This is a genomic window from Candidimonas nitroreducens (assembly GCF_002209565.1).
In the GTDB taxonomy this organism is placed as follows: Bacteria; Pseudomonadota; Gammaproteobacteria; order Burkholderiales; family Burkholderiaceae_B; genus Candidimonas; species Candidimonas nitroreducens.
This window is the reverse complement of sequence record NZ_NJIH01000012.1, coordinates 116,671-135,351: the sequence shown is the minus strand read 5'-3', so window position 1 is coordinate 135,351 and position 18,681 is coordinate 116,671. Positions and strand designations below refer to the sequence as shown.

At 66.4% G+C, this 18,681-nt stretch carries 16 protein-coding genes; 7 read left to right on the top strand and 9 right to left on the bottom strand.

Features of this window, described 5'->3' with window-relative positions:
• Positions 1-140 precede the first annotated feature (140 nt).
• From CEY11_RS20445 to CEY11_RS20435, 3 genes are all read left to right on the top strand, one after another.
• Positions 141-1,424, top strand: a complete 1,284-nt coding sequence (locus CEY11_RS20445) for an NAD(P)/FAD-dependent oxidoreductase (protein ID WP_088605320.1) — start codon at positions 141-143, stop codon at positions 1,422-1,424.
• Between the two features lie 160 nt (positions 1,425-1,584).
• Positions 1,585-3,102 carry an L-piperidine-6-carboxylate dehydrogenase gene (amaB, locus tag CEY11_RS20440; RefSeq protein ID WP_088605265.1) on the top strand — a complete coding sequence of 506 codons (1,518 nt, stop codon included), beginning with the start codon at positions 1,585-1,587 and terminating at the stop codon, positions 3,100-3,102.
• 163 nt (positions 3,103-3,265) lie between these two features.
• A complete protein-coding gene (locus tag CEY11_RS20435; protein WP_408608156.1) occupies positions 3,266-4,513 on the top strand; it encodes an MFS transporter in 1,248 nt (415 codons plus the stop codon).
• A 50-nt stretch (positions 4,514-4,563) separates the two neighbouring features.
• Here CEY11_RS20435 and CEY11_RS20430 read toward each other — a convergent pair whose 3' ends face one another.
• Positions 4,564-6,795: a sensor histidine kinase gene (locus CEY11_RS20430; RefSeq protein ID WP_158215396.1), complete on the bottom strand. Its 2,232-nt coding sequence runs from the start codon at positions 6,793-6,795 to the stop codon at positions 4,564-4,566.
• A gap of 370 nt (positions 6,796-7,165) precedes the next feature.
• Between CEY11_RS20430 and CEY11_RS20425 the strand changes: the two genes are divergently transcribed.
• Positions 7,166-7,987 (top strand): response regulator transcription factor, encoded by an 822-nt coding sequence (locus CEY11_RS20425; RefSeq protein WP_088605262.1) that lies wholly within the window; start codon positions 7,166-7,168, stop codon positions 7,985-7,987.
• 128 nt (positions 7,988-8,115) lie between these two features.
• Here CEY11_RS20425 and CEY11_RS20420 read toward each other — a convergent pair whose 3' ends face one another.
• The 8 genes from CEY11_RS20420 to CEY11_RS20385 form a co-directional block, all read right to left on the bottom strand.
• Positions 8,116-8,706: a Maf family protein gene (locus CEY11_RS20420; RefSeq protein ID WP_088605261.1), complete on the bottom strand. Its 591-nt coding sequence runs from the start codon at positions 8,704-8,706 to the stop codon at positions 8,116-8,118.
• Between the two features lie 18 nt (positions 8,707-8,724).
• On the bottom strand, positions 8,725-10,164 hold the full coding sequence (pyk, locus tag CEY11_RS20415) for a pyruvate kinase (protein ID WP_408608154.1): 1,440 nt from the start codon (positions 10,162-10,164) through the stop codon (positions 8,725-8,727).
• 114 nt (positions 10,165-10,278) lie between these two features.
• Complete coding sequence (gene rlmH, locus CEY11_RS20410; protein WP_088605259.1) at positions 10,279-10,749, bottom strand: 23S rRNA (pseudouridine(1915)-N(3))-methyltransferase RlmH; 471 nt, start codon at positions 10,747-10,749, stop codon at positions 10,279-10,281.
• 90 nt (positions 10,750-10,839) lie between these two features.
• Positions 10,840-11,235 carry a ribosome silencing factor gene (gene rsfS / locus CEY11_RS20405; RefSeq protein ID WP_088605258.1) on the bottom strand — a complete coding sequence of 132 codons (396 nt, stop codon included), beginning with the start codon at positions 11,233-11,235 and terminating at the stop codon, positions 10,840-10,842.
• Positions 11,236-11,255: 20 nt separating this feature from the next.
• A complete protein-coding gene (gene nadD, locus CEY11_RS20400; RefSeq protein WP_198958945.1) occupies positions 11,256-11,870 on the bottom strand; it encodes a nicotinate (nicotinamide) nucleotide adenylyltransferase in 615 nt (204 codons plus the stop codon).
• Complete coding sequence (gene hemF, locus CEY11_RS20395; RefSeq protein WP_088605257.1) at positions 11,861-12,769, bottom strand: oxygen-dependent coproporphyrinogen oxidase; 909 nt, start codon at positions 12,767-12,769, stop codon at positions 11,861-11,863. Before hemF ends, nadD begins: the two co-directional genes overlap by 10 nt.
• A 40-nt stretch (positions 12,770-12,809) precedes the next feature.
• Entirely contained in the window at positions 12,810-14,108 is a 1,299-nt protein-coding gene (purD, locus tag CEY11_RS20390) for a phosphoribosylamine--glycine ligase (protein ID WP_088605256.1), read from the bottom strand.
• A 117-nt stretch (positions 14,109-14,225) separates the two neighbouring features.
• Positions 14,226-14,957, bottom strand: coding sequence for a YebC/PmpR family DNA-binding transcriptional regulator (locus CEY11_RS20385; protein ID WP_088605255.1), 732 nt, complete (start codon positions 14,955-14,957; stop codon positions 14,226-14,228).
• A 266-nt stretch (positions 14,958-15,223) separates the two neighbouring features.
• On the opposite strand from CEY11_RS20385, the gene CEY11_RS20380 reads away from it, so the two are divergent.
• From CEY11_RS20380 to CEY11_RS20370, 3 genes are all read left to right on the top strand, one after another.
• Positions 15,224-16,159, top strand: coding sequence for a 2-hydroxyacid dehydrogenase (locus tag CEY11_RS20380; RefSeq protein WP_408608153.1), 936 nt, complete (start codon positions 15,224-15,226; stop codon positions 16,157-16,159).
• A gap of 106 nt (positions 16,160-16,265) precedes the next feature.
• A complete protein-coding gene (locus CEY11_RS20375; protein ID WP_088605254.1) occupies positions 16,266-17,333 on the top strand; it encodes a tartrate dehydrogenase in 1,068 nt (355 codons plus the stop codon).
• A 221-nt stretch (positions 17,334-17,554) separates the two neighbouring features.
• Entirely contained in the window at positions 17,555-18,544 is a 990-nt protein-coding gene (locus CEY11_RS20370) for a quinone oxidoreductase family protein (protein ID WP_088605253.1), read from the top strand.
• Positions 18,545-18,681 lie beyond the last annotated feature (137 nt).

The window sequence follows — 18,681 nt, the reverse complement described above, 5'->3', positions numbered from 1 at the left end:
CTTTGAGATGTGTGCTGCGCAGGCCGCCGCCGCGCTGCCTGCGGCCTGGTTTTATCCTCACGCATCGGGCGGCCGCCATGCTGTGCGTGGCGGCATGCGCGCAGTATCATGGCGACAGAACCCTGGCGGAGCACTGCCGCATGGATGGAGATAAGCGTACTCATGGCCTGTGGGAGGCTAGCGCGCCGCTCGCGCCGCGCACTTCCGCGCTGGTGGCGGATACGCAGGCCGAGCTTGTCATCGTCGGGGCCGGCTTCACGGGCCTTTCGGCGGCGCTGCACCTGGCCGAGCGGGGCATCGATTGCGTGGTGCTGGAAGCTCGCGGCCCTGGCTTCGGCGGCTCGGGGCGCAATGTCGGGCTGGTCAACGCCGGCATGTGGGTGATGCCCGACGAATTGCCGCGTGTGCTGGGCCCTGTTTACGGTTCACGCCTGCTCGAGGTGCTGGGCAATGCTCCCACGCTGGTCTACGACATCATCGAGCGCCATCGCATTGCCTGCGAAGCCGTGCGCCGCGGCACGCTGCATTGCGCGCTGGGCGCGCGGGGGCTGGCGGAAATCCGCCGCCGCGCGCAGCAATGGGGCCGGCTGGGCGCACCGGTGCGCCTGCTCGATGCCGAGCAGACGGCCCGGCGGGTCGGTACGCGCGCCTATCGCGGTTCTTTGCTGGATCTGCGCGCGGGCACCATACAGCCGCTGGCCTATGTGCGTGGCCTGGCCGCCGCGGCCTTGCGTTGCGGCGCCCGCATCCATACGGCAAGTCCGGTCTTGTCCTGGCGCGCGGCGGGCGATGGCTGGCGGCTGGAGGTGGCCGGCGGCGCCAGCGTTACGGCGCGCCGCGTGCTGCTCGCCACCAACGCCTATACAGATCGCAGCGGCCAATGGCGCGCGCTGCGCGCGGAACTTACCGCGTTTCCTTATTTCAATTTCGCCACGGCGCCGTTGTCGCCGCGGCTCATCTTGCCGGGTGGGGAAGGCGCCTGGGATACCAATCGGGTGCTGTCCTCCATGCGCCTGGACGCGGCTGGCCGCCTGGTGTTCGGCAGCGTCGGTGCGTTGCGCGGTGCCTGCCTCGCGGCGCATCGCGACTGGGCGCGCCGCAGTCTGTCGAGACTGTTTCCCGAGCTTGGCGCCGTGCGCTTCGAGCACGAGTGGTTCGGTACCATAGGCATGACGGCCGATTGCCTGCCGCGCTTCCACGAGCCGGCACCCAATCTGTTTGTTTTCAGCGGCTATAACGGGCGCGGCATCGGCACGGGCACCGTTTTCGGGCTATGGTTCGCACGCCTGGCCGCCGGCGAGATATCCCGGGAAGACATGCCGCTGCCGCTCACACCCTTGCGGGCCATGGGCTGGCGTGGCCTGCGCGAGTTCGTCTACGAATGCGGCGCCGGCCTGGCGCATTTTGCGGGGGCGCGCTTCTGATGCCGGCCCGCCACCGTGTCGAGGTGCCTGTTTCTCCGCCAGCGCGGCGCCCCATTTTGGGTGGGCGGATCCTAACGGCCGTGGGGCTTGCCGCCACCCCCGAAGATGAAAGAGACCTCTTTCGCATTAACAGACGGAACATGGGCAGGAGCCATAAGCCATGAAAGTTGAACGCGACATAGTAGACCGGACGCTCGCCGAGCTGGGCGTGGAGTGCCCCGGCCCGCAAGAGCCGGGCCTGGTTTCCGTTTCCCCGATCGACGGCGCGCCCCTGGGGCGGGTGCGCATGCATACCGCGGCCGAGGTCGCCGGCATGGTCGAGACGGCGCGGCAGGCATACGCCGCCTGGCGGCTGGTGCCCGCACCACGCCGCGGCGAACTGATCCGGCTCTATGCCGACGAGCTGCGCGCGCACAAACAGGCTTTGGGGCGCCTGGTGTCGCTGGAAGCCGGCAAGATCATCAGCGAAGGGCAGGGCGAAGTCCAGGAGATGGTCGACATCTGCGATTTCGCCCTCGGCCTGTCGCGCCAGTTGCACGGGCTGACCATCGCTTCGGAAAGGCCGGGCCACCGCATGATGGAAACCTGGCATCCGCTGGGTGTGGTAGGGGTCATCAGCGCCTTCAACTTCCCGGTGGCCGTGTGGTCGTGGAATTTCGCCCTGGCCATAGTCTGCGGCAACCCGGTGATCTGGAAGCCCTCGGAAAAGACGCTGCTGGCCGCGCAAGCCTGCCTGGCGCTGTTCGGGCGGGCGCTGCGCCGCTACGGCGACGAGGCTCCGGCCGGCCTTGCGCAAGTGGCCCAGGGCGGGCGCGAGGTGGGCGAGGCGCTGGTGGACGACCCGGGCGTGGCCCTGCTGTCGGCCACCGGCAGCACGGCGATGGGGCGCGCGGTAGGCCCGCGCGTGGCCGCCCGCTTCGGCCGTTCGCTGCTGGAGCTGGGCGGCAACAACGGCGTCATCGTCGCGCCTTCGGCCGATCTCGAGCTGGCGTGCCGCGGCATTGTGTTCGCCGCCGTCGGCACCTGCGGCCAGCGCTGCACCACTACCCGCCGCCTGATCGTGCACGCGGACGTACGCGAGGCGCTGCTGGCCAGGCTGCGGCAGGCGTATGCGCACCTGTCCATCGGCGACCCGCTGGCGTCCGGCACACTGGTCGGGCCGCTGATCGACGCCGCGGCCTTTGATGCCATGCAGGCCGCGCTGCGCGAGGCCGTCAGCCAGGGGGCGGTAGTGCATGGCGGCCGCCGGGTGCTGGAGCGCAAGGCGCCCAAGGCCTACTATGTAGAGCCGGCCATTGCCGAAATGCCGGGCCAGACCGACGTGGTGCGGCGCGAGACCTTCGCGCCCATACTGTACGTCATGAGCTATCGCGAATACGATGAGGCGATTGCCATGCACAACGAAGTGTCCCAGGGGCTGTCCTCGGCGATTTTCACCAACGACTTGCGCGAGGCCGAGTCGTTCCTGTCGGCGGCGGGCTCCGACTGCGGCATCGCCAATGTGAATCTGGGCACGTCCGGCGCCGAGATAGGCGGGGCTTTCGGCGGCAACAAGGAAACCGGCGGCGGCCGGGAGTCGGGTTCGGACGCGTGGAAGAACTACATGCGCAGGGCGACCAATACCGTCAACTATTCACGCCAGCTGCCGCTGGCGCAAGGAGTGAAGTTCGATATCTGAAGTTCGGTATCTAGCGTTCCGGTTTCAGCGCGTTCAGATGCGACCGGTGCGCCATGGCAGTACCTTGAGCCCCGGCCCGCGGGCAAGCGGCATGCGCCGGCCCCGGGGTAACGATGCAGTTTCCGTGCCTACACTCATTACTCATGGAGCTCACGTGAATACCATCACCCCGAACCAAATCGTAGCGCTCGCCGCGGCACCCCGCCGCGCCTATGCCACGCTATACGCCAGCACGTTCGCATTCATGGTCTGTTTTGTCGTCTGGATGATGTTCGGCGTGCTCGGCATCCAGCTGCGCGACGAACTGGGCCTGAACAGCACCGAATTCGGGCTCCTGACTGCCACGCCGGTGCTGACGGGGGCCGTGATGCGGCTGCCGCTGGGGGCATGGACGGATCGCTTCGGCGGGCGCAACGTCATGACCGTGCTTCTGGTGATCTGCGCTGTGCCTGTTTATATCGTCAGCTATGCCACGCAATTGTGGCAATTTCTCGTGATCGGCCTGTTCCTGGGCTGCGTCGGCGCTTCGTTCGCCGTCGGTACGCCGTATGTCGCGCGTTTTTTCCCGCCCGAGCGGCGCGGTTTCGCCATGGGTTTTTTCGGGGCCGGCGCCGTAGGCGCCGCGGTCAATCTGTTCATCACTCCGAGCCTGCAGGCGGCCTACGGCTGGCGCATGGTGCCGCGCATCTATGCCGTGGTCTTGCTGCTTACCGCCGCCGGCTTCTGGCTGGTCGCCGCACGCGACCCCGGCGCGGGGAAGGCGGGCGGTTCGTTGCGGCAGTCGTTTCAGGTGCTGCGCGACCCGCGCGTCTGGCGCCTGTGCCAGTATTATTCGATCACTTTCGGCGGCTTCACGGCACTGTCCCTGTGGATCCCGCAATACCTGAAGGCGGAGTACGGCATGACCGTCGTGGCCGCTGCCGCCGTGGCAGCCGGATTTTCCTTGCCGGGCTCGGTGCTGCGTGCAGTGGGCGGTGTGCTGTCGGATCGCCACGGCGCCCATGCCGTGACCTGGTGGGGCCTGTGGGTTGCCTGGATCTGCCTGTTCCTGCTGTCGTACCCCAAGACTGACCTGGTGATCTACACCATCGATGGCACCTGGACACTGCACCTGTATGTGTCCATGCTTATTTTCGTGCTGCTGGCCTTTGTGCTGGGCGCGGTGTTTGCCTTCGGCATGGCTTCAACGTTCAAGTACGTGGCCGACGATTTTCCCCAGAACATGGGGCTGGTCACCGGAGTCGTTGGGTTGGCCGGCGGCCTGGGCGGTTTTCTGCTGCCGATACTGTTCGGCGCGCTGCTCGATATCTTCAAGATCCGTTCGAGCTGTTTCATGCTGATGTACGGCATAGTCTGGGTATCGCTGATTCTTATTTACCTGTCGGACATCAGGAAATCCCGGCTGGCATGATGCGGTGCGGGCGGCGGCGGGTGGCCGTGGCTTTTCAGTGTGTACAGGCCCTAATAATCCGCGGCCGCCGTACCCACCGCCGACAAGGCCAGCGTTTCGATGCCCGGGAAGTCCAGCACCAGCAGCGCGGCCTTGATCTGCTCGACGTAGCCGGCAGAATCGGGGTGGTCGGCGGCAGTCTGCTCGATCCAGTCTTCGATCGAGCTGAGCTGTCCGTCGTGGGCCAGTATGGCCAGTTCCAGGCGCCTGCGTGCCGGCGGCAGCATGTCCGTGGCGATGATTTGCCGGGCTGGCTCGGGCGCAGGCGTGGTGGGCGGCGTCTCGGGCTGCCAGACGATGGTTTCGGGGTCGTCGGCTTGTACCGTGATGTGTACGCTGAAGCGGCTGCCGATGTCGGGGGCGCTTTCAAGCAGCAGTTTGCCGCCCATCTGCTCGACGATATGCTTGGCGATGAACAGGCCCAGCCCTGCGCCCCCCGAGTGCGGGTGCACGGGCGAGAAGGCCTGGAACAAGCCGGCCTGTACATTGGGCTCCATGCCTATGCCCGAATCGGCGACGATGAAGCTCAGCGCCCAGCGATTGGATTCGCGGCGTGCGAGAGCCTGTAGGCGGATCGTGCCGTTATGCGTGAATTTCGCGGCATTGGAAAGCAGGTTGTACAGAATCTGCTTGATGCGCCGCGCGTCGACCATGATACATGCGGGCAGCTCGCCGGGCGCTTCGGATACGTAGCGATTGTCCTGCTGGGCGCTCATGGCCACACCGTGCTGGTGCACGTCTTGAAGCAGCTCGTCCATGCGGGTCGGGCAGGGCGTGATCTGCAGCGGCTGTAGTTCCCCTTTGGCATATTCGAGCAGGTCGCCGATCAGCCCCAGCTGGTAATTGGCGCTGCGCTCGATGGTGCGTATGTAGGGCGCCTGGACGGAGGTCTGCGTCTCGCGCAGCAGCCTGGCGTAACTGACGATGGTGCCCAGCGGCGCGCGCAGGTCGTGGCTGATGTAGCCCAGCATTTCCGTCTGCTGGCGGTTCTTGTCGTCGGCGTATTTCAGCGCACTGTTCAGGGCCTGGGTTTGCAGATCCACCTCGGCTTGCAGGCGCTGATGCTCGCTTTCGCGGAACTCTTCCAGCGCGTGGCGGGCCGCCTGGCGCTGCTTGGCGACCTGGGTGATCCAGGAGGCCAGCAGTATGAAGTTGATGCAGGTGCCCGTCAGCGAGACGATGGGGTTGGTAGCTACGTTGTTTATGTCGAACTGGGACAGCACGCCCGCCACCAGGCCTCTGCGCTCCACGACCCGCAGGGCCAGGTGCAGCAGGAAAAACACCGCGAACCAGAAGGCGAACTTGCCGTAGGGGTCGGCGCGCTTGCTCAGGACGTAGGCCGCGGCCATCAGGCTGACGCCGATCAGTACGCTGCTGATTGCAATGATCAGGCCCAGGAAGGGCGCATCGCTGACTGCACTGAAGCCGGCGATCAGGCCCTCGGCGATGATCAGCCCCAAAAAGTAGCGCCGTGCCGGCAGCTTGACGGACTCTTGGCGTGCCAGCATGTAAAAGAACAGCACGAACATGCTCAGCGACAGGCAGCCCAGCATGTTGGCCGCGCGTTCGGCCCATTGAGTGGCATCGGGCCATAAATACAGCTTGGCATAGCCCCTGACCGTGGCTTCGTACAGCAGGCTGCTCAGGCTGAGCAGGCCCAGGCAGGCAAATGCCGGGCTGGCGGCAAACAGCGCTACGAACAGCGCGGCGATGCCGAGCGCGCCGAATTCGCCCAGCAGGAATCCGATCCAGATCGAATTCCAGGCCTCATGGCGCTGGAAGTCGGATTCCAGGTAGACGTGGGGCTGTATGCGTAGCGGCCGCAAGGCCTGGACGCGTGCGAAAATCCGTACTTTTTGCCCGGCGGCCAGCCCAAAGCCCAGTGTCGGCAGGCGTCCAGGCTGGCTCTGGCTTTCCAAGGGTATGCTTTCGCCCGCGATATAGTGCTGCCATCGCCCGTTGCGCTCGAGGTAGAAATCGACCCACTGTATGTTGGGCGGCCCCATCACCAGGCGCAGCTGCAGCGGAACGATGTCGGTGTTGGCCAGATCGAATTCCAGCCACCAGGCCGATGCCGTGCGGCCCGGGTGCAGCAGGGTGGACGTAGCGGGAATGAAACGCTGGGGATGCTGCTCGGCCAAGCTGGCAATCTGCCGAATGTCCAGGGTTGCGCTACGATCTTCGTAGACACGCACCTGTTGCAATGCGCCGGCGGGCCAGGGTTGCTGGTGATCGATGGGCAAAATTCCCGCCCTGGCGACTGTAACCAGCAAAAAAAACAGTATGCCTATCAGTGGCCGCAGCATATTATTAGCAGGTTTTACCTTTTTGGATATTGTAGGTAAATCATTTCAGTTGTATTTTAATGTAAATGCGGGTTCCTGCGTTTGGCCGCCAGGCTGCGGCCAGGTGCCCAGAAGCCCAATGCTGGTGCGGATTTCCGGGCGCGGGCTGTGTGCCGGCATAGCTTGTATTTTTAAGCAGTCTTGGCCAATTCCTTGACTTAGTCAAACGCTATATGCAACTTTAAGGGATGTTTCGGGTCGATTGCCGTAAGGCACATTGTCTCGATACCAAGGATGCCTGTTGTAAATTCTTTACGGATTCAGTCATATGTCAGCTTCCGCTCCTGTCTCGCCGCATGCCCATATTCTTATCGTGGATGACAGCCCCGATGAGCTGCGTTTGCTGGTCGAAACCCTGCGCCGGGCGAATTATCGGCTCAGTGTGGCGTTCGACGGCGCGCAAGGCTACGACAGAGCGATCGCGGGCCGTCCCGATCTGATCCTGATGGACGTACGCATGCCGCGCATGGACGGCCACGCCACGTGCCGCCGGCTCAAGGCCAATCCGGCCACGGCGCATATTCCCGTGATCTTCCTGAGTTCGGCGGCGCAGGCCGACGAGCGCCTGGCGGGCCTGCACAGCGGCGGGGTCGATTATGTGATCAAGCCCTATTCCGCCGAAGAGGTGCTGGCGCGGGTACAAATACATCTGGCGCTGGCTTCGGGCACCCCGGGGCCCCGCGCCGAGCAAGAAGCGGGCAGCCTCGACGACGACGAGGTGCTGGTGCAGGCGACCAAGCGCTACCTGGCCAACCATTTCGCCGACACCCCTGCGCTGGAATCCGTGGCGCGGGCACTGGGCACCAGCGAGAAGCGCTTGTCCAATGCCTTTCGGCAGTGCCTGGGCGTAACGGTGTTCGAATATTTCCGCGGCGAACGCATGGCCTATGCCCAGCGGCTGCTGGCCACCACGTCGCTAAGCATCGTGTCGATTGCCGATGCCGTGGGGTTTTCCAGCGCAGCGAACTTCTCGACCGCTTTCCGCGAATACGCGGGCGTTTCGCCTTCGACGTATCGCAGCAATAATCGCGGCCATGCCCATGCCGTCCAAGAGCAGGGCGATGCCGGGGCCTCGCTGTCCGAATACTGACGCGGCGCGCCAGCCCGGTGCAGGCTCTGCGGGCGCGGCAGGCCTGGCATTGCTACCCGCGGGCTTGCGCCAGGCTGTTTTCTGTCGCTGTTCATAGCTTGTAGGCTCGCAGTCTGTGGGGCCGTGGCCTATAGATAGGCTCGCAGCAGGCGGTGGGTTTCGAATAGCGGCAGGCCCATTACACCGGTATAGCTGCCCGAAATGTGCGCCACGAAGATGGCCGCCATGCCCTGTATGCCGTAGGCGCCGGCCTTGCCCAGCGGCTCGCCGCTGGCGCAGTAGGCGTCGATTTCAGCCTCGGCCAGTGGGCGAAAGCGCACCTCGGTCACCGATACGTCTTCCTGCAGCCGGCCCTGCCAGTCGAGCACGATGGCGGTGCGTACTTCGTGGGCACTGCCGGATAAGCGCCGCAGCATGTCGCGCGCATGACCGGCGTCTGCGGGCTTGCCCAGGATGTCGCCATCCAGAATGACCGTGGTGTCGGCCGCCAGCACCGGCCGCGGCGCCAGCGATTCCCGGCGTATCCAGTCGCGCGCCCGCAGCGCTTTGTCGCGGGCAGTGCGGCACACGTAATCGGCGGGCGCCTCGTTCTGGAGTACCGGCTCGTCTTCGCCGTCGGGCGACGGCACCCGCAGCACCTCGTGCACGATGCCGATCTGTTCCAGCAACTGGCGCCGGCGCGGGCTGGCCGAGGCCAGGTATATCGGTGGCAAGGACATGATGTGCCGGCCCGCGTCTCAGCGTACCTTGAGTATCTTCATGCCGTTGGTGCCGCCGCTGTTGCTGTAGTAGTCGCCCTTGGTAAGGATGATCCAGTCGCCTTTTTTCAGCAGCGCCTGCTGCTTGAGCGATTCGATGGCGACGTCGCTGAGGCGGGCCGGGTCGACCGAGGTCGGATCGAAGGGCACGGTGTAGACGCCGCGGAACAGCGCCGCCCGGCGCTGGGTCATGGGGTGGCGGGTGTAGCAGTAGATGGGCACGCCCGAACGGATGCGCGACATGATCAGCGGTGTGTGGCCGCTTTCGGTAAGGGCGATGATGGCCTTGACGCCGGGGAAGTGATTGGCGGCGTACATGGCCGACAGGGCGATGGTTTCGTCGCAGCGGCCGAAGGTTTCGCCCAGCCGGTGCTTGGAATGGGTGGTGGTCGGTTCCTGCTCGGCGCCCAGGCAGATGCGCGCCATGGCCTGCACTGCCTCGACCGCGTACTTGCCCGAAGCGCTTTCGGCCGAGAGCATCACCGCGTCGGTGTAGTCGAGCACGGCATTGGCCACGTCGGAGACCTCGGCGCGCGTGGGCAGCGGGCTGCTGATCATGGATTCCATCATCTGGGTGGCCGTAATGACCAGCTTGTTGTGCGAGCGCGCGTGCTGGATGATGCGCTTCTGGATGCCCACCAGCCGCGCATCGCCGATTTCCACCCCCAGGTCGCCGCGCGCCACCATGACGCCGTCGCTGGCCTTGATCAGGGCGTCCAGCGCCCGGTCGTCGGCCACGGCCTCGGCGCGCTCGATCTTGGCGATCAGCCACGCCGGGCTGCCGGCGGCGCGCACCAGGTGGCGCGCCTCTTCGATGTCGCGCCCGTAGCGGGGAAAGGACACCGCTACGTAGTCGAGTTCCAGTTCGGCCGCGATTTTGATGTCTTGGCGGTCTTTGTCGGTGAGGCTGGGCGCCGAGATGCCGCCGCCGCGGCGGTTGATGCCCTTGTTATTGGACAGCGGGCCGCCGACCGTGACGTGCGTGTGCACCGCCTGTTCCTCGACTTCGTCGACCACCAGCACTACCCGCCCGTCGTCCAGCAGCAGTTCGTCGCCCGGGCGGCAGTCGCGCACCAGCGGCGGGTAGTCGATGCCGACGATGCTGGCGGTGCCGGCATCGGGCGGGTGCTGGTTGGACAAGGTGAACTTCTGGCCTTCCTTGAGCATCACCTTGCCCTGGGTGAAGCGCGCGATGCGAATCTTCGGCCCTTGCAGATCGCCCATCAGCGCCACATAGCGGCCGTGCCGGGCGGCGATCTCCCGCACCGTCTCGGCCCGCAGCCGATGATCCGCGGCGTTGCCGTGGGAAAAATTGAGGCGCGCCACATCCATGCCGGCGAGGATGAGCTGCTCGATTTTTTCCGGGGCGGTGCTGGCCGGGCCCAGGGTGGCGACGATTTTGGTACGGCGTCTGGTCATGATTTTTGTGACTCTTGGGCGGGATTGCTGCGTTTCAACAAGATGCCTAGCCGTTGTTGCGTGGCGTTCGGTTCGGCAGGGGGCGATGTCTGCCTGGCCGCCTGCACGAGGTACTCACGCGCGATGGTAGGGGTGGTTGTTCATGATAGCCCAAGCACGGTACAGCTGTTCGGCCAGAATGACCCGCACCATGGGGTGGGGCAGGGTCAGCGACGACAGGCGCAGCAGTGATGCGCAGCGCTGCTTGAGCTGGGCGTCCAGGCCGTCGGGGCCGCCCACCAGGAAGGCCACGTCGCGGCCCGAGGCGCGCCATTGTTCCAGTTCGCTGGCCAGTTTTGCCGTGCTCAGGTCGCGGCCGCGTTCGTCCAGGGCGATGCACAGCGCCTGCGGCGGCACGGCGGCCTGCAGGCGCCGCGCCTCGGCCTGCATCATTTGCTCGACGCTCTTGCCCGAGCTGCGCGGCTCGGGCTTGATCTCGCGCAGCTCCAGGGCGCAGTCCGGCGGCATGCGCCGCGCATAGTCGTGCCACGCGTCTTGCACCCACGCGGGCATGCGCACGCCCACGGCCAGCACCAGCAGCTTCATGCAGCGCCCCCTGTAGCGCTGCCAGAAAGGCGGGGGCGTGGCAGGCGGCTCATGATGGGTATCGGGGGGGATCGCGGCCGGGCGCGCGATTCAGTCCTGCTCGAAGTCGTACGAGGCGCCCAGGCTGGGCACGGTGGACTGCGGCAGCAGCTTCATGCGCACCGGTTTGCCGCCCCAGATTTCTTCCAGGTTGTAGTACTGGCGGATGGAGGGCTGCATGCAGTGCACCACGATGTCGCCCAGGTCGACCAGCACCCATTCGCCGGCGTCTTCGCCCTCGCAGGCGACGATGGGGATCTTGAGTTCGCGCGCCTTGTCCTGCACGCTGTTGGCCAGCGCCCGGGTCTGCCGGTTGGAGGTGCCGCTGGCGATGACCACCCGGTCGAACAGGCTGGTGATGTGGGTGGTGTTGAATACCTTGATGTCTTGCGCCTTGACGTCTTCCAGGGCGTCCACGACGATGCGTTGAAGTTTTTGAATATCCATGGACGGAACTATACCGTGAGTCAGGGGTTTTGAAACGAGCCGGTTCGGTAGAGCCCATGCTCGGCGATGTAGCGCGCCACCGCCGCGTCCAGCAGCCCTTGGGTGGATACGCCGGCTGCCAGGCGGCGGCGTATGTCGGACGCCGACACCGCCATGGGCTCGAAGGGCAGTTCGACGACGGGCCGGCTCAGCGCCTGCAGCACCTCGTTCAGTTCCCGCGGAACCTGGCTGCCGCTGCCGGGGCGCTGCGCCACCGCCAGGCGCACCAGCGCGACGATGTCCGCCCAGCGGTGCCACGAGCAGAAATTGCGCAGCTGGTCGCCGCCCAGTATCCAATAGTATTCGGGGCCGGCGGGCAGGCCTTCGAGCGTGTCGATGGTGTAGGTCTTGCCGCCGCGTTCGATTTCCACCGGATTGACGCGCAGCCGCGCCTGGCCGTCGACCGCCAGGCGCAGCATGTCCAGGCGCTGCCGGGCGCCGGCCGCCAGTGGCGGGCGCTGCCAGGGGTCGGCCGCGGGGATGAGCTGCAGTTCGTCCAGGCGCAGGTGCTCGCAAGCGGCCCGGGCCAGGGCTATGTGGGCCAGGTGCACGGGATCGAAACTGCCTCCCAGCAGGCCGACGCGCCTCAGAGCCATGCGCGCGGCTTGAGGAAATCGTACAGCGCGGCTTCGGGGCTGCCGGGCTCGGGCGACCAGTCGTAGCGCCACGCCGCCGTGGGAGGCATGGAAAGCAGGATGGATTCGGTGCGCCCGCCCGACTGCAGGCCGAACAGCGTGCCGCGGTCGAAGACCAGGTTGAATTCCACGTAGCGGCCGCGCCGGTAGGCCTGGAATTCGCGTTCGCGTTCGCCGTAGGGCAGCGTGCGGCGCTGCTCGACGATGGGCATATAGGCTTCCAGGAAGCTGTCGCCCACCGAGCGCACCAGGGCGAAGCAGGTGTCGAAGTCGGGCTCGCTCAGGTCGTCGAAGAACAGGCCGCCCACGCCGCGCGTTTCGCCGCGGTGCTTGAGAAAGAAGTACTCGTCGCACCATTTCTTGTAGGCGGGGTATTTGTCCTCGCCGTAGGCTTGCACCGCGTCGCGGCAGACGCGGTGGAAATGCCGCGCGTCTTCCTCGAACGGATAATAAGGGGTCAGGTCGAGCCCGCCGCCGAACCAGAATACGTCCTGAGCGTCGCTGCCCGGCGCCGCTGGGGCGACGAACAGCCGCACGTTCATGTGCACGGTGGGTACGTAGGGGTTGCGCGGGTGCAGCACCATGGACACGCCCATGGCCTGCCAGGCGCGTCCGGCCAGTTCGCCCCGGTGCGCGCTGGCCGAGGGGGGCAGGGCGCTGCCGCGCACGTGGCTGAACAGCACGCCGGCGCGTTCGAACAGCGGGCCGCCCTCGAGCAGCCGCGACAGGCCGCCTCCACCCTCGGCGCGGGCCCAGTCGTCGGAACGGAACGGCGTGCCGTCGGCCTGTTCTAGCGCGGCCACGATGCGGGCCTGGAGATCCTGGAAGTAGGTGTGGGCGGACTGGACGGATACGGCCATGGGGCGTGGGGTTCCTTGTGGTTGGCGGTCGGCGCCGGCGTCAGGAGGGCGCGGCGTCGCCGTGCGGCAGCGCGCGCCAGCCTATGTCGCCGCGGTATTGCCGGCCATCGAACTGGATTTTTTGTACGGCGGAATAGGCCGCCGCCTGGGCCCGCTTGACCGAGTCGCCCAGGGCGGTGACGCACAGCACTCGGCCGCCGGCGGTTTTCAGGGTGCCGTTCTCGAGGCGGGTGCCGGCGTGGAACACCATGCAGTCCTCGGTGTCCGCGGGCAGTGGCCCGAGTACGTCGCCGGTGCGCGGCGTGGCGGGGTAATTGTGCGCGGCCAGCACCACGCCCAGCGCGGTGCGCCTGTCCCAGTCGATGTGCGCCTGGTCGAGCTTGCCGGCGACGGCCTTCTCGAAGATCTCGATCAGATCGTTCTTGATGCGCATCATGATGGGCTGGGTTTCGGGATCGCCCATGCGGCAATTGAATTCCAGCACTTTGAGCGGGCGGGTCGAGTCGGGGCCATTGCCTATCATCAGGCCGGCATACAGGAAGCCGGTGTAGGGCTGGCCGTCCTTGGCCATACCCTGCACGGCCGGCAGTATCACCTCGCGCATGATGCGGTTGTGCAGCGCGGGGGTGACGATGGGCGCCGGCGAATAGGCGCCCATGCCGCCGGTGTTCGGGCCCTGGTCGTGGTCTTTGAGGCGCTTGTGATCCTGGCTGGTTGCCAGTGCCAGCACATTGCTGCCGTCGCACATGACGATGAAGCTGGCTTCCTCGCCGGCCAGGCATTCCTCGATGACGACGCGGGCTCCGGCTTCGCCCAGCGAGCCGTCGCCGAGCATGGCATCGACGGCCTGCTTCGCTTCTTCCTCGGTGGCGGCGACCACCACGCCCTTGCCGGCCGCCAGGCCGTCGGCCTTGACGACGATGGGCGCGCCCTGTTCGTCGATATAGGCCTTGGCCGCCTGCGGGTCGGTGAATGTGCGATACGCGGCGGTGGGGATGTGGTGCCGCACCATGAAATCTTTGGCGTAGTCTTTCGAGCTTTCGAGCTGGGCGGCGGCCTTGGTGGGCCCGAAGATCTTCAGCCCCTGGGCGCGGAAGGCGTCGACCACCCCGGCGGCCAGCGGCGCCTCGGGGCCGACTACGGTCAGCGCGACGTCTTCACGGCGCGCAAAGTCGATCAGGTCGTCGATTTGCGTGAGATCCACGTTCTGCATCCGGCTGCCGCGGGCGGTGCCACCGTTGCCCGGCGCCACATATACTTTGTGCACACGCGGGGACTGGGCCAGGCGCCACGCCAGCGCGTGCTCGCGGCCGCCGCCGCCTATTACTAGAAGTTTCATGATGGAGTTTGAATACCGTTACTGTATGGCGAAGTCGGGAAACAGAGCTTGATGTGGATCAAAAGGCGGGCTCGAACCGCTGCGGTTCGGAGCCCGGTGGCGGGCCGGGGAGTCGCGCTAGGCCGATTCGTCCAGCACCGCGGTGGTGTAGACCTCCTGGACATCGTCCAGGCCCTCGAGTATGTCCAGCAGCTTCTGCATTTTGGCGGCGTCTTCGCCGACCAGTTCGGTTTCGTTCAGGGCCTTCATGATCACGCCCTGAACCTCGGGCGCGAGCCCGGCCGCCTCGAAGGCCGCCTTCACGGCGGCGTAATCGGACGGCTGGCAGACCACTTCGATCACGCCCTCGGCGTCGGATTGCACGTCTTCGGCACCGGCCTCGAGCGCCGCTTCCATGACCTGTTCTTCCGAGGTGCCGGGGGCGAACAGGAATTGCCCGCAATGTTTGAACATGAAGGCCACCGAGCCTTCCTGGCCCAGGTTGCCGCCGTTCTTGGACAGGGCGTGGCGCACCTCGGCCACGGTGCGGATGCGGTTGTCGGTCATGCAGTCGACCAGCACGGCCGCACCGCCCACGCCGTAGCCCTCGTAGCGCACTTCTTCGTAGTTGGCGCCGTCGGCGCCGCCGGCGCCGCGCTGAATGGCGCGCTGGATGGTGTCTTTGGGCATATTGGCCGCGGTGGCCTTGTCCCAGGCCAGGCGCAGGCGTGGATTGGCGTCCGGGTCGGCACCGCCGGCGCGCGCCGCCACTGTGATTTCCCGGATGATCTTAGTCCAGAGTTTGCCCCGTTTGGCGTCCTGGCGACCTTTGCGGTGCTGGATATTCGCCCATTTACTGTGTCCGGCCATGGAATGTCGTCGCAATGCTTGAAAAAAGCGATTTTACCGCGAGCCGGCGGGTGCGTATGCGGCGCACGGCGCGGCGAATTACACTGGCGGATTATGAGTGCGCGGGGCGGCCGGCGCGACCGCCGTCCCGGGCCCGGCCCCGGCCGGCCCGGAGTCGCGGCGCGGCTCGCCTTGGCAAGCGGAAGGAGAAAAATGGCGGATACCGGTATTGTTGCAAAAAGCAGACAACCTGTGCCTTGCGGCTCGTCCGCGCCGTGGGGGCGTCCATGACCCTGGAGATCGTCATCGCCGGCAGCCCGGGCAGGGACATGAGCAGCTGGTGCGCGGCCTTTGCCGCCGCCATGCCGCAGGCGCGCTTCCACCCCTGGGACGACAAGGGCCCGTATGTGGGCGCGCGCTACGCCATCGTCTGGAAGCCGCCCGCGGCCCTGTTCGAGCGCGAGACGGGCTTGCAGGCCGTGTTCAATCTGGGAGCGGGCATCGACGCCCTGATGGACATGCCGCAGCTGCCGCCCCACGTGGCGGTGCTGCGCCTGGAAGATGCCGGCATGGCCGTGCAGATGGTGGAATACGTGTTGTACGGCTTGCTGCGCGCGGCGCGCGGCTTCGACCACTATGCGGCGCAGCAGCGCCAGGAACTCTGGGCGCCGCTGCCTGCCGTCGACCGCGCCGCCTGGCCCGTGGGGGTCATGGGGCTGGGGGCGCTGGGCACGCGCGTGGCGCAGGCCGTCGCGGCCCTGGGCTATCCGGTGGCGGGCTGGGCCCGCAGCGCACGCGAGCTGCCTGGCGTCGAGGTGTATGCGGGCGACGCGCAGCTACCCGGCTTCCTGGCGCGCAGCCGGGTGCTGGTCAATATGCTGCCCCTGACGCCGCAGACCGAGGGCATCCTGAACCGGGCCCATCTCGAACGCCTGCGGCCCGGCGGCTACCTGATCAATGCGGCGCGCGGCGGCCATCTGGTCGAGGCGGATCTGCTGGCGCTGCTGGACGAGGGACGCATGGACGGCGCCCTGCTGGATGTGTTCCACGACGAGCCGCTGCCGCCCGGACACCCGTTCTGGGGGCACCCGCGCGTCATCGTCACCCCGCACGTCGCGGCCATGACGCTGCAGGCCGAGGCGGTGGTTCAGATCACCGATAAAATACTCGCCATGGAAGGCGGCGGCTCTCCGGCCGTCGTGGCGCGCGACCGCGGCTATTAGTTTTGGAAGTATTGAAGGCTCCGCGAGCCTGCGCATTGCTTTTCGTATTCCGTACGCGGGCCCGCGAAAGCGGCTCGCCTCTTCAACCCGCGCAAGAGGAAACAGCGTGTCCAAGATACATAAAATCGCAGTGATCGCCGGCGACGGCATAGGCAAGGAAGTCATGCCCGAGGGCATCCGGGTGCTGGAGGCCGCGGCGCGGCGCTACGGCATCCGCTTCGACTGGGACGAGCTGGACTGGAGCTGCGACTATTACGCACGCCACGGGCGCATGATGCCGGCCGACTGGAAAGAGCGCATCGGCGGCCACGAGGCGATCTTCTTCGGCGCCATAGGCTGGCCCGAGACCGTGCCCGACCATGTCGCCCTGTGGGAATCGCTGTTCAAGTTCCGCCGCGAATTCGACCAGTACATCAATCTGCGCCCCGTGCGGCTGATGCCCGGCGTGACCTCGCCGCTGGCCGGCCGGCGCCCCGGCGAGATCGATTTCTTCATCGTTCGCGAGAATACCGAAGGCGAATATTCCAACAGCGGCGGCCGCCTGTTCGAAGGTACCGAGCGCGAAGTGGTGATCCAGGAAAGTGTCTTCACCCGGGTCGGCGCCGACCGCGTGCTGAACTTCGCCTTCGAGCTGGCGCGCAAGCGCGGCAAGCACGTTACGGCCGCCACCAAGTCCAACGGCATTTCGATTTCCATGCCCTGGTGGGACGAGCGCGTGGCCGCCGCGGGCCAGCGCCATCCCGAGGTGCGCTGGGACAAGTTCCACATCGACATCCTGTGCGCGCATTTCGTGCAGCACCCCGACTGGTTCGACGTGGTGGTGGCCTCCAACCTGTTCGGCGACATTCTGTCCGACCTGGGGCCGGCCTGCACCGGCACCATAGGCATCGCGCCCTCGGCCAATCTCAATCCCGAGCGCCGCTTCCCCTCGCTGTTCGAGCCGGTGCACGGCTCGGCGCCCGACATCGCCGGCCGCGGCGTGGCCAACCCCATAGGGCAGATCTGGAGCGGCGCGCTGATGCTGGATTTCCTGGGCTACCCCGAAGCCTCGCAGGGTGTGCTGCGGGCGGTCGAGGCGGTGCTGGAAAACGGCCCGCGCACCGCCGACCTCAAGGGCAGCGCCAGTACCGCGGAGGTGGGCAAGGCGGTGGCCGAGCAGGTCGAGCGCGCCTGATCCGCGGCGCGGGGGCTTGCCCACAGGCTGCCAAAGAGAAAAGAGTGGGTCGATGCCGCGAGTTTCCCGGTTTTTCGGGGGCGCGCGGCATTAAACTTACGCCGCATCATTTGCCATGCGTGCGCGGGGTTGTTTACGGTTCCGGCCGAAGATCCTCGTGTCCAGCGAAACAACGCTTCAACAACCCTTCAACATCCAGTCAATACCCAATCAAGGAGTCCATGTTGGAAATCCAATCGAAAGCCATACGCATCGAAGAGCACGGCGGCCCGGAAGTGCTGCAGCTGGTGACGGTGTCGGTGCCCGCGCCGCAGGGCAATGAGGTCACGATACGGCAGAAGGCGATAGGGCTGAATTTCATCGACACTTATTTCAGAACCGGCCTGTACAAGCAGCCGCTGCCGCATGGCCTGGGCTCCGAGGGCGCCGGCGTGGTCGAGGCGGTGGGCGCCGACGTGCGCCACCTGAAGGTCGGCGACCGGGTGGCGTATGGCCAGAGCCCCATAGGCGCCTATGCCGAGGTGCGCAACGTGCCCGCCGACCAGGTCGTCAAGATTCCGCGCGGCGTCAGCTTCGAAGAGGCCGCCGCCCTGATGCTCAAGGGGCTTACGGTACAGTACCTGTTCCGCCAGACCTATCGCCTGCAAGGCACCGAGACGATATTGTTCCATGCCGCCGCCGGCGGTGTCGGGCTGATCGCCTGCCAGTGGGCCAGGGCGCTGGGCGTCAAGCTGATCGGTACCGCGTCCAGCCCGGAAAAGGCCGCGCTGGCCAAAGAGAACGGCGCCTGGGAAGTCATCGATTACTCGCGTGAGAATGTGGTCGAGCGCGTGCTGGAACTGACCAAGGGCAAGAAAGTGCCCGTGGTCTACGACGGCGTGGGCAAAGACACCTGGCTCGCCTCGCTGGACTGCCTGCAGCCGCGCGGCCTGATGGTCAGCTTCGGCAATGCTTCGGGCCCGGTCGAGGGCGTGAACCTGGGCATACTGGCGGCCAAGGGCTCGCTGTACGTGACGCGGCCCAAGCTGGGCACCCACGTGGCCACCTACGCCAAGCTCAAGGCCGCCGCGGCCGAACTTTTCGGCCTGGTCGCCAAGAAGCAGATCCAGGTTCATATCGGCCAGCGCTTCGCCCTGGCCGACGCCGGCGCGGCGCACGTCGCGCTGACCAACCGCAAGACCACCGGCGCCACGGTGTTCACACTGGACTGATCGTCCGGTGCCGTGCTGGGTCGGGCTTGCCTCGGTTCCGCCCGATTCTGCCTGGCCCGGCGGCGCCCGCCGGGCGGTCGGGCCGCCGGATCGCTGGGCTGATGGGTTACCCGATCGCCGGTCGCCGGTTCGCTGGG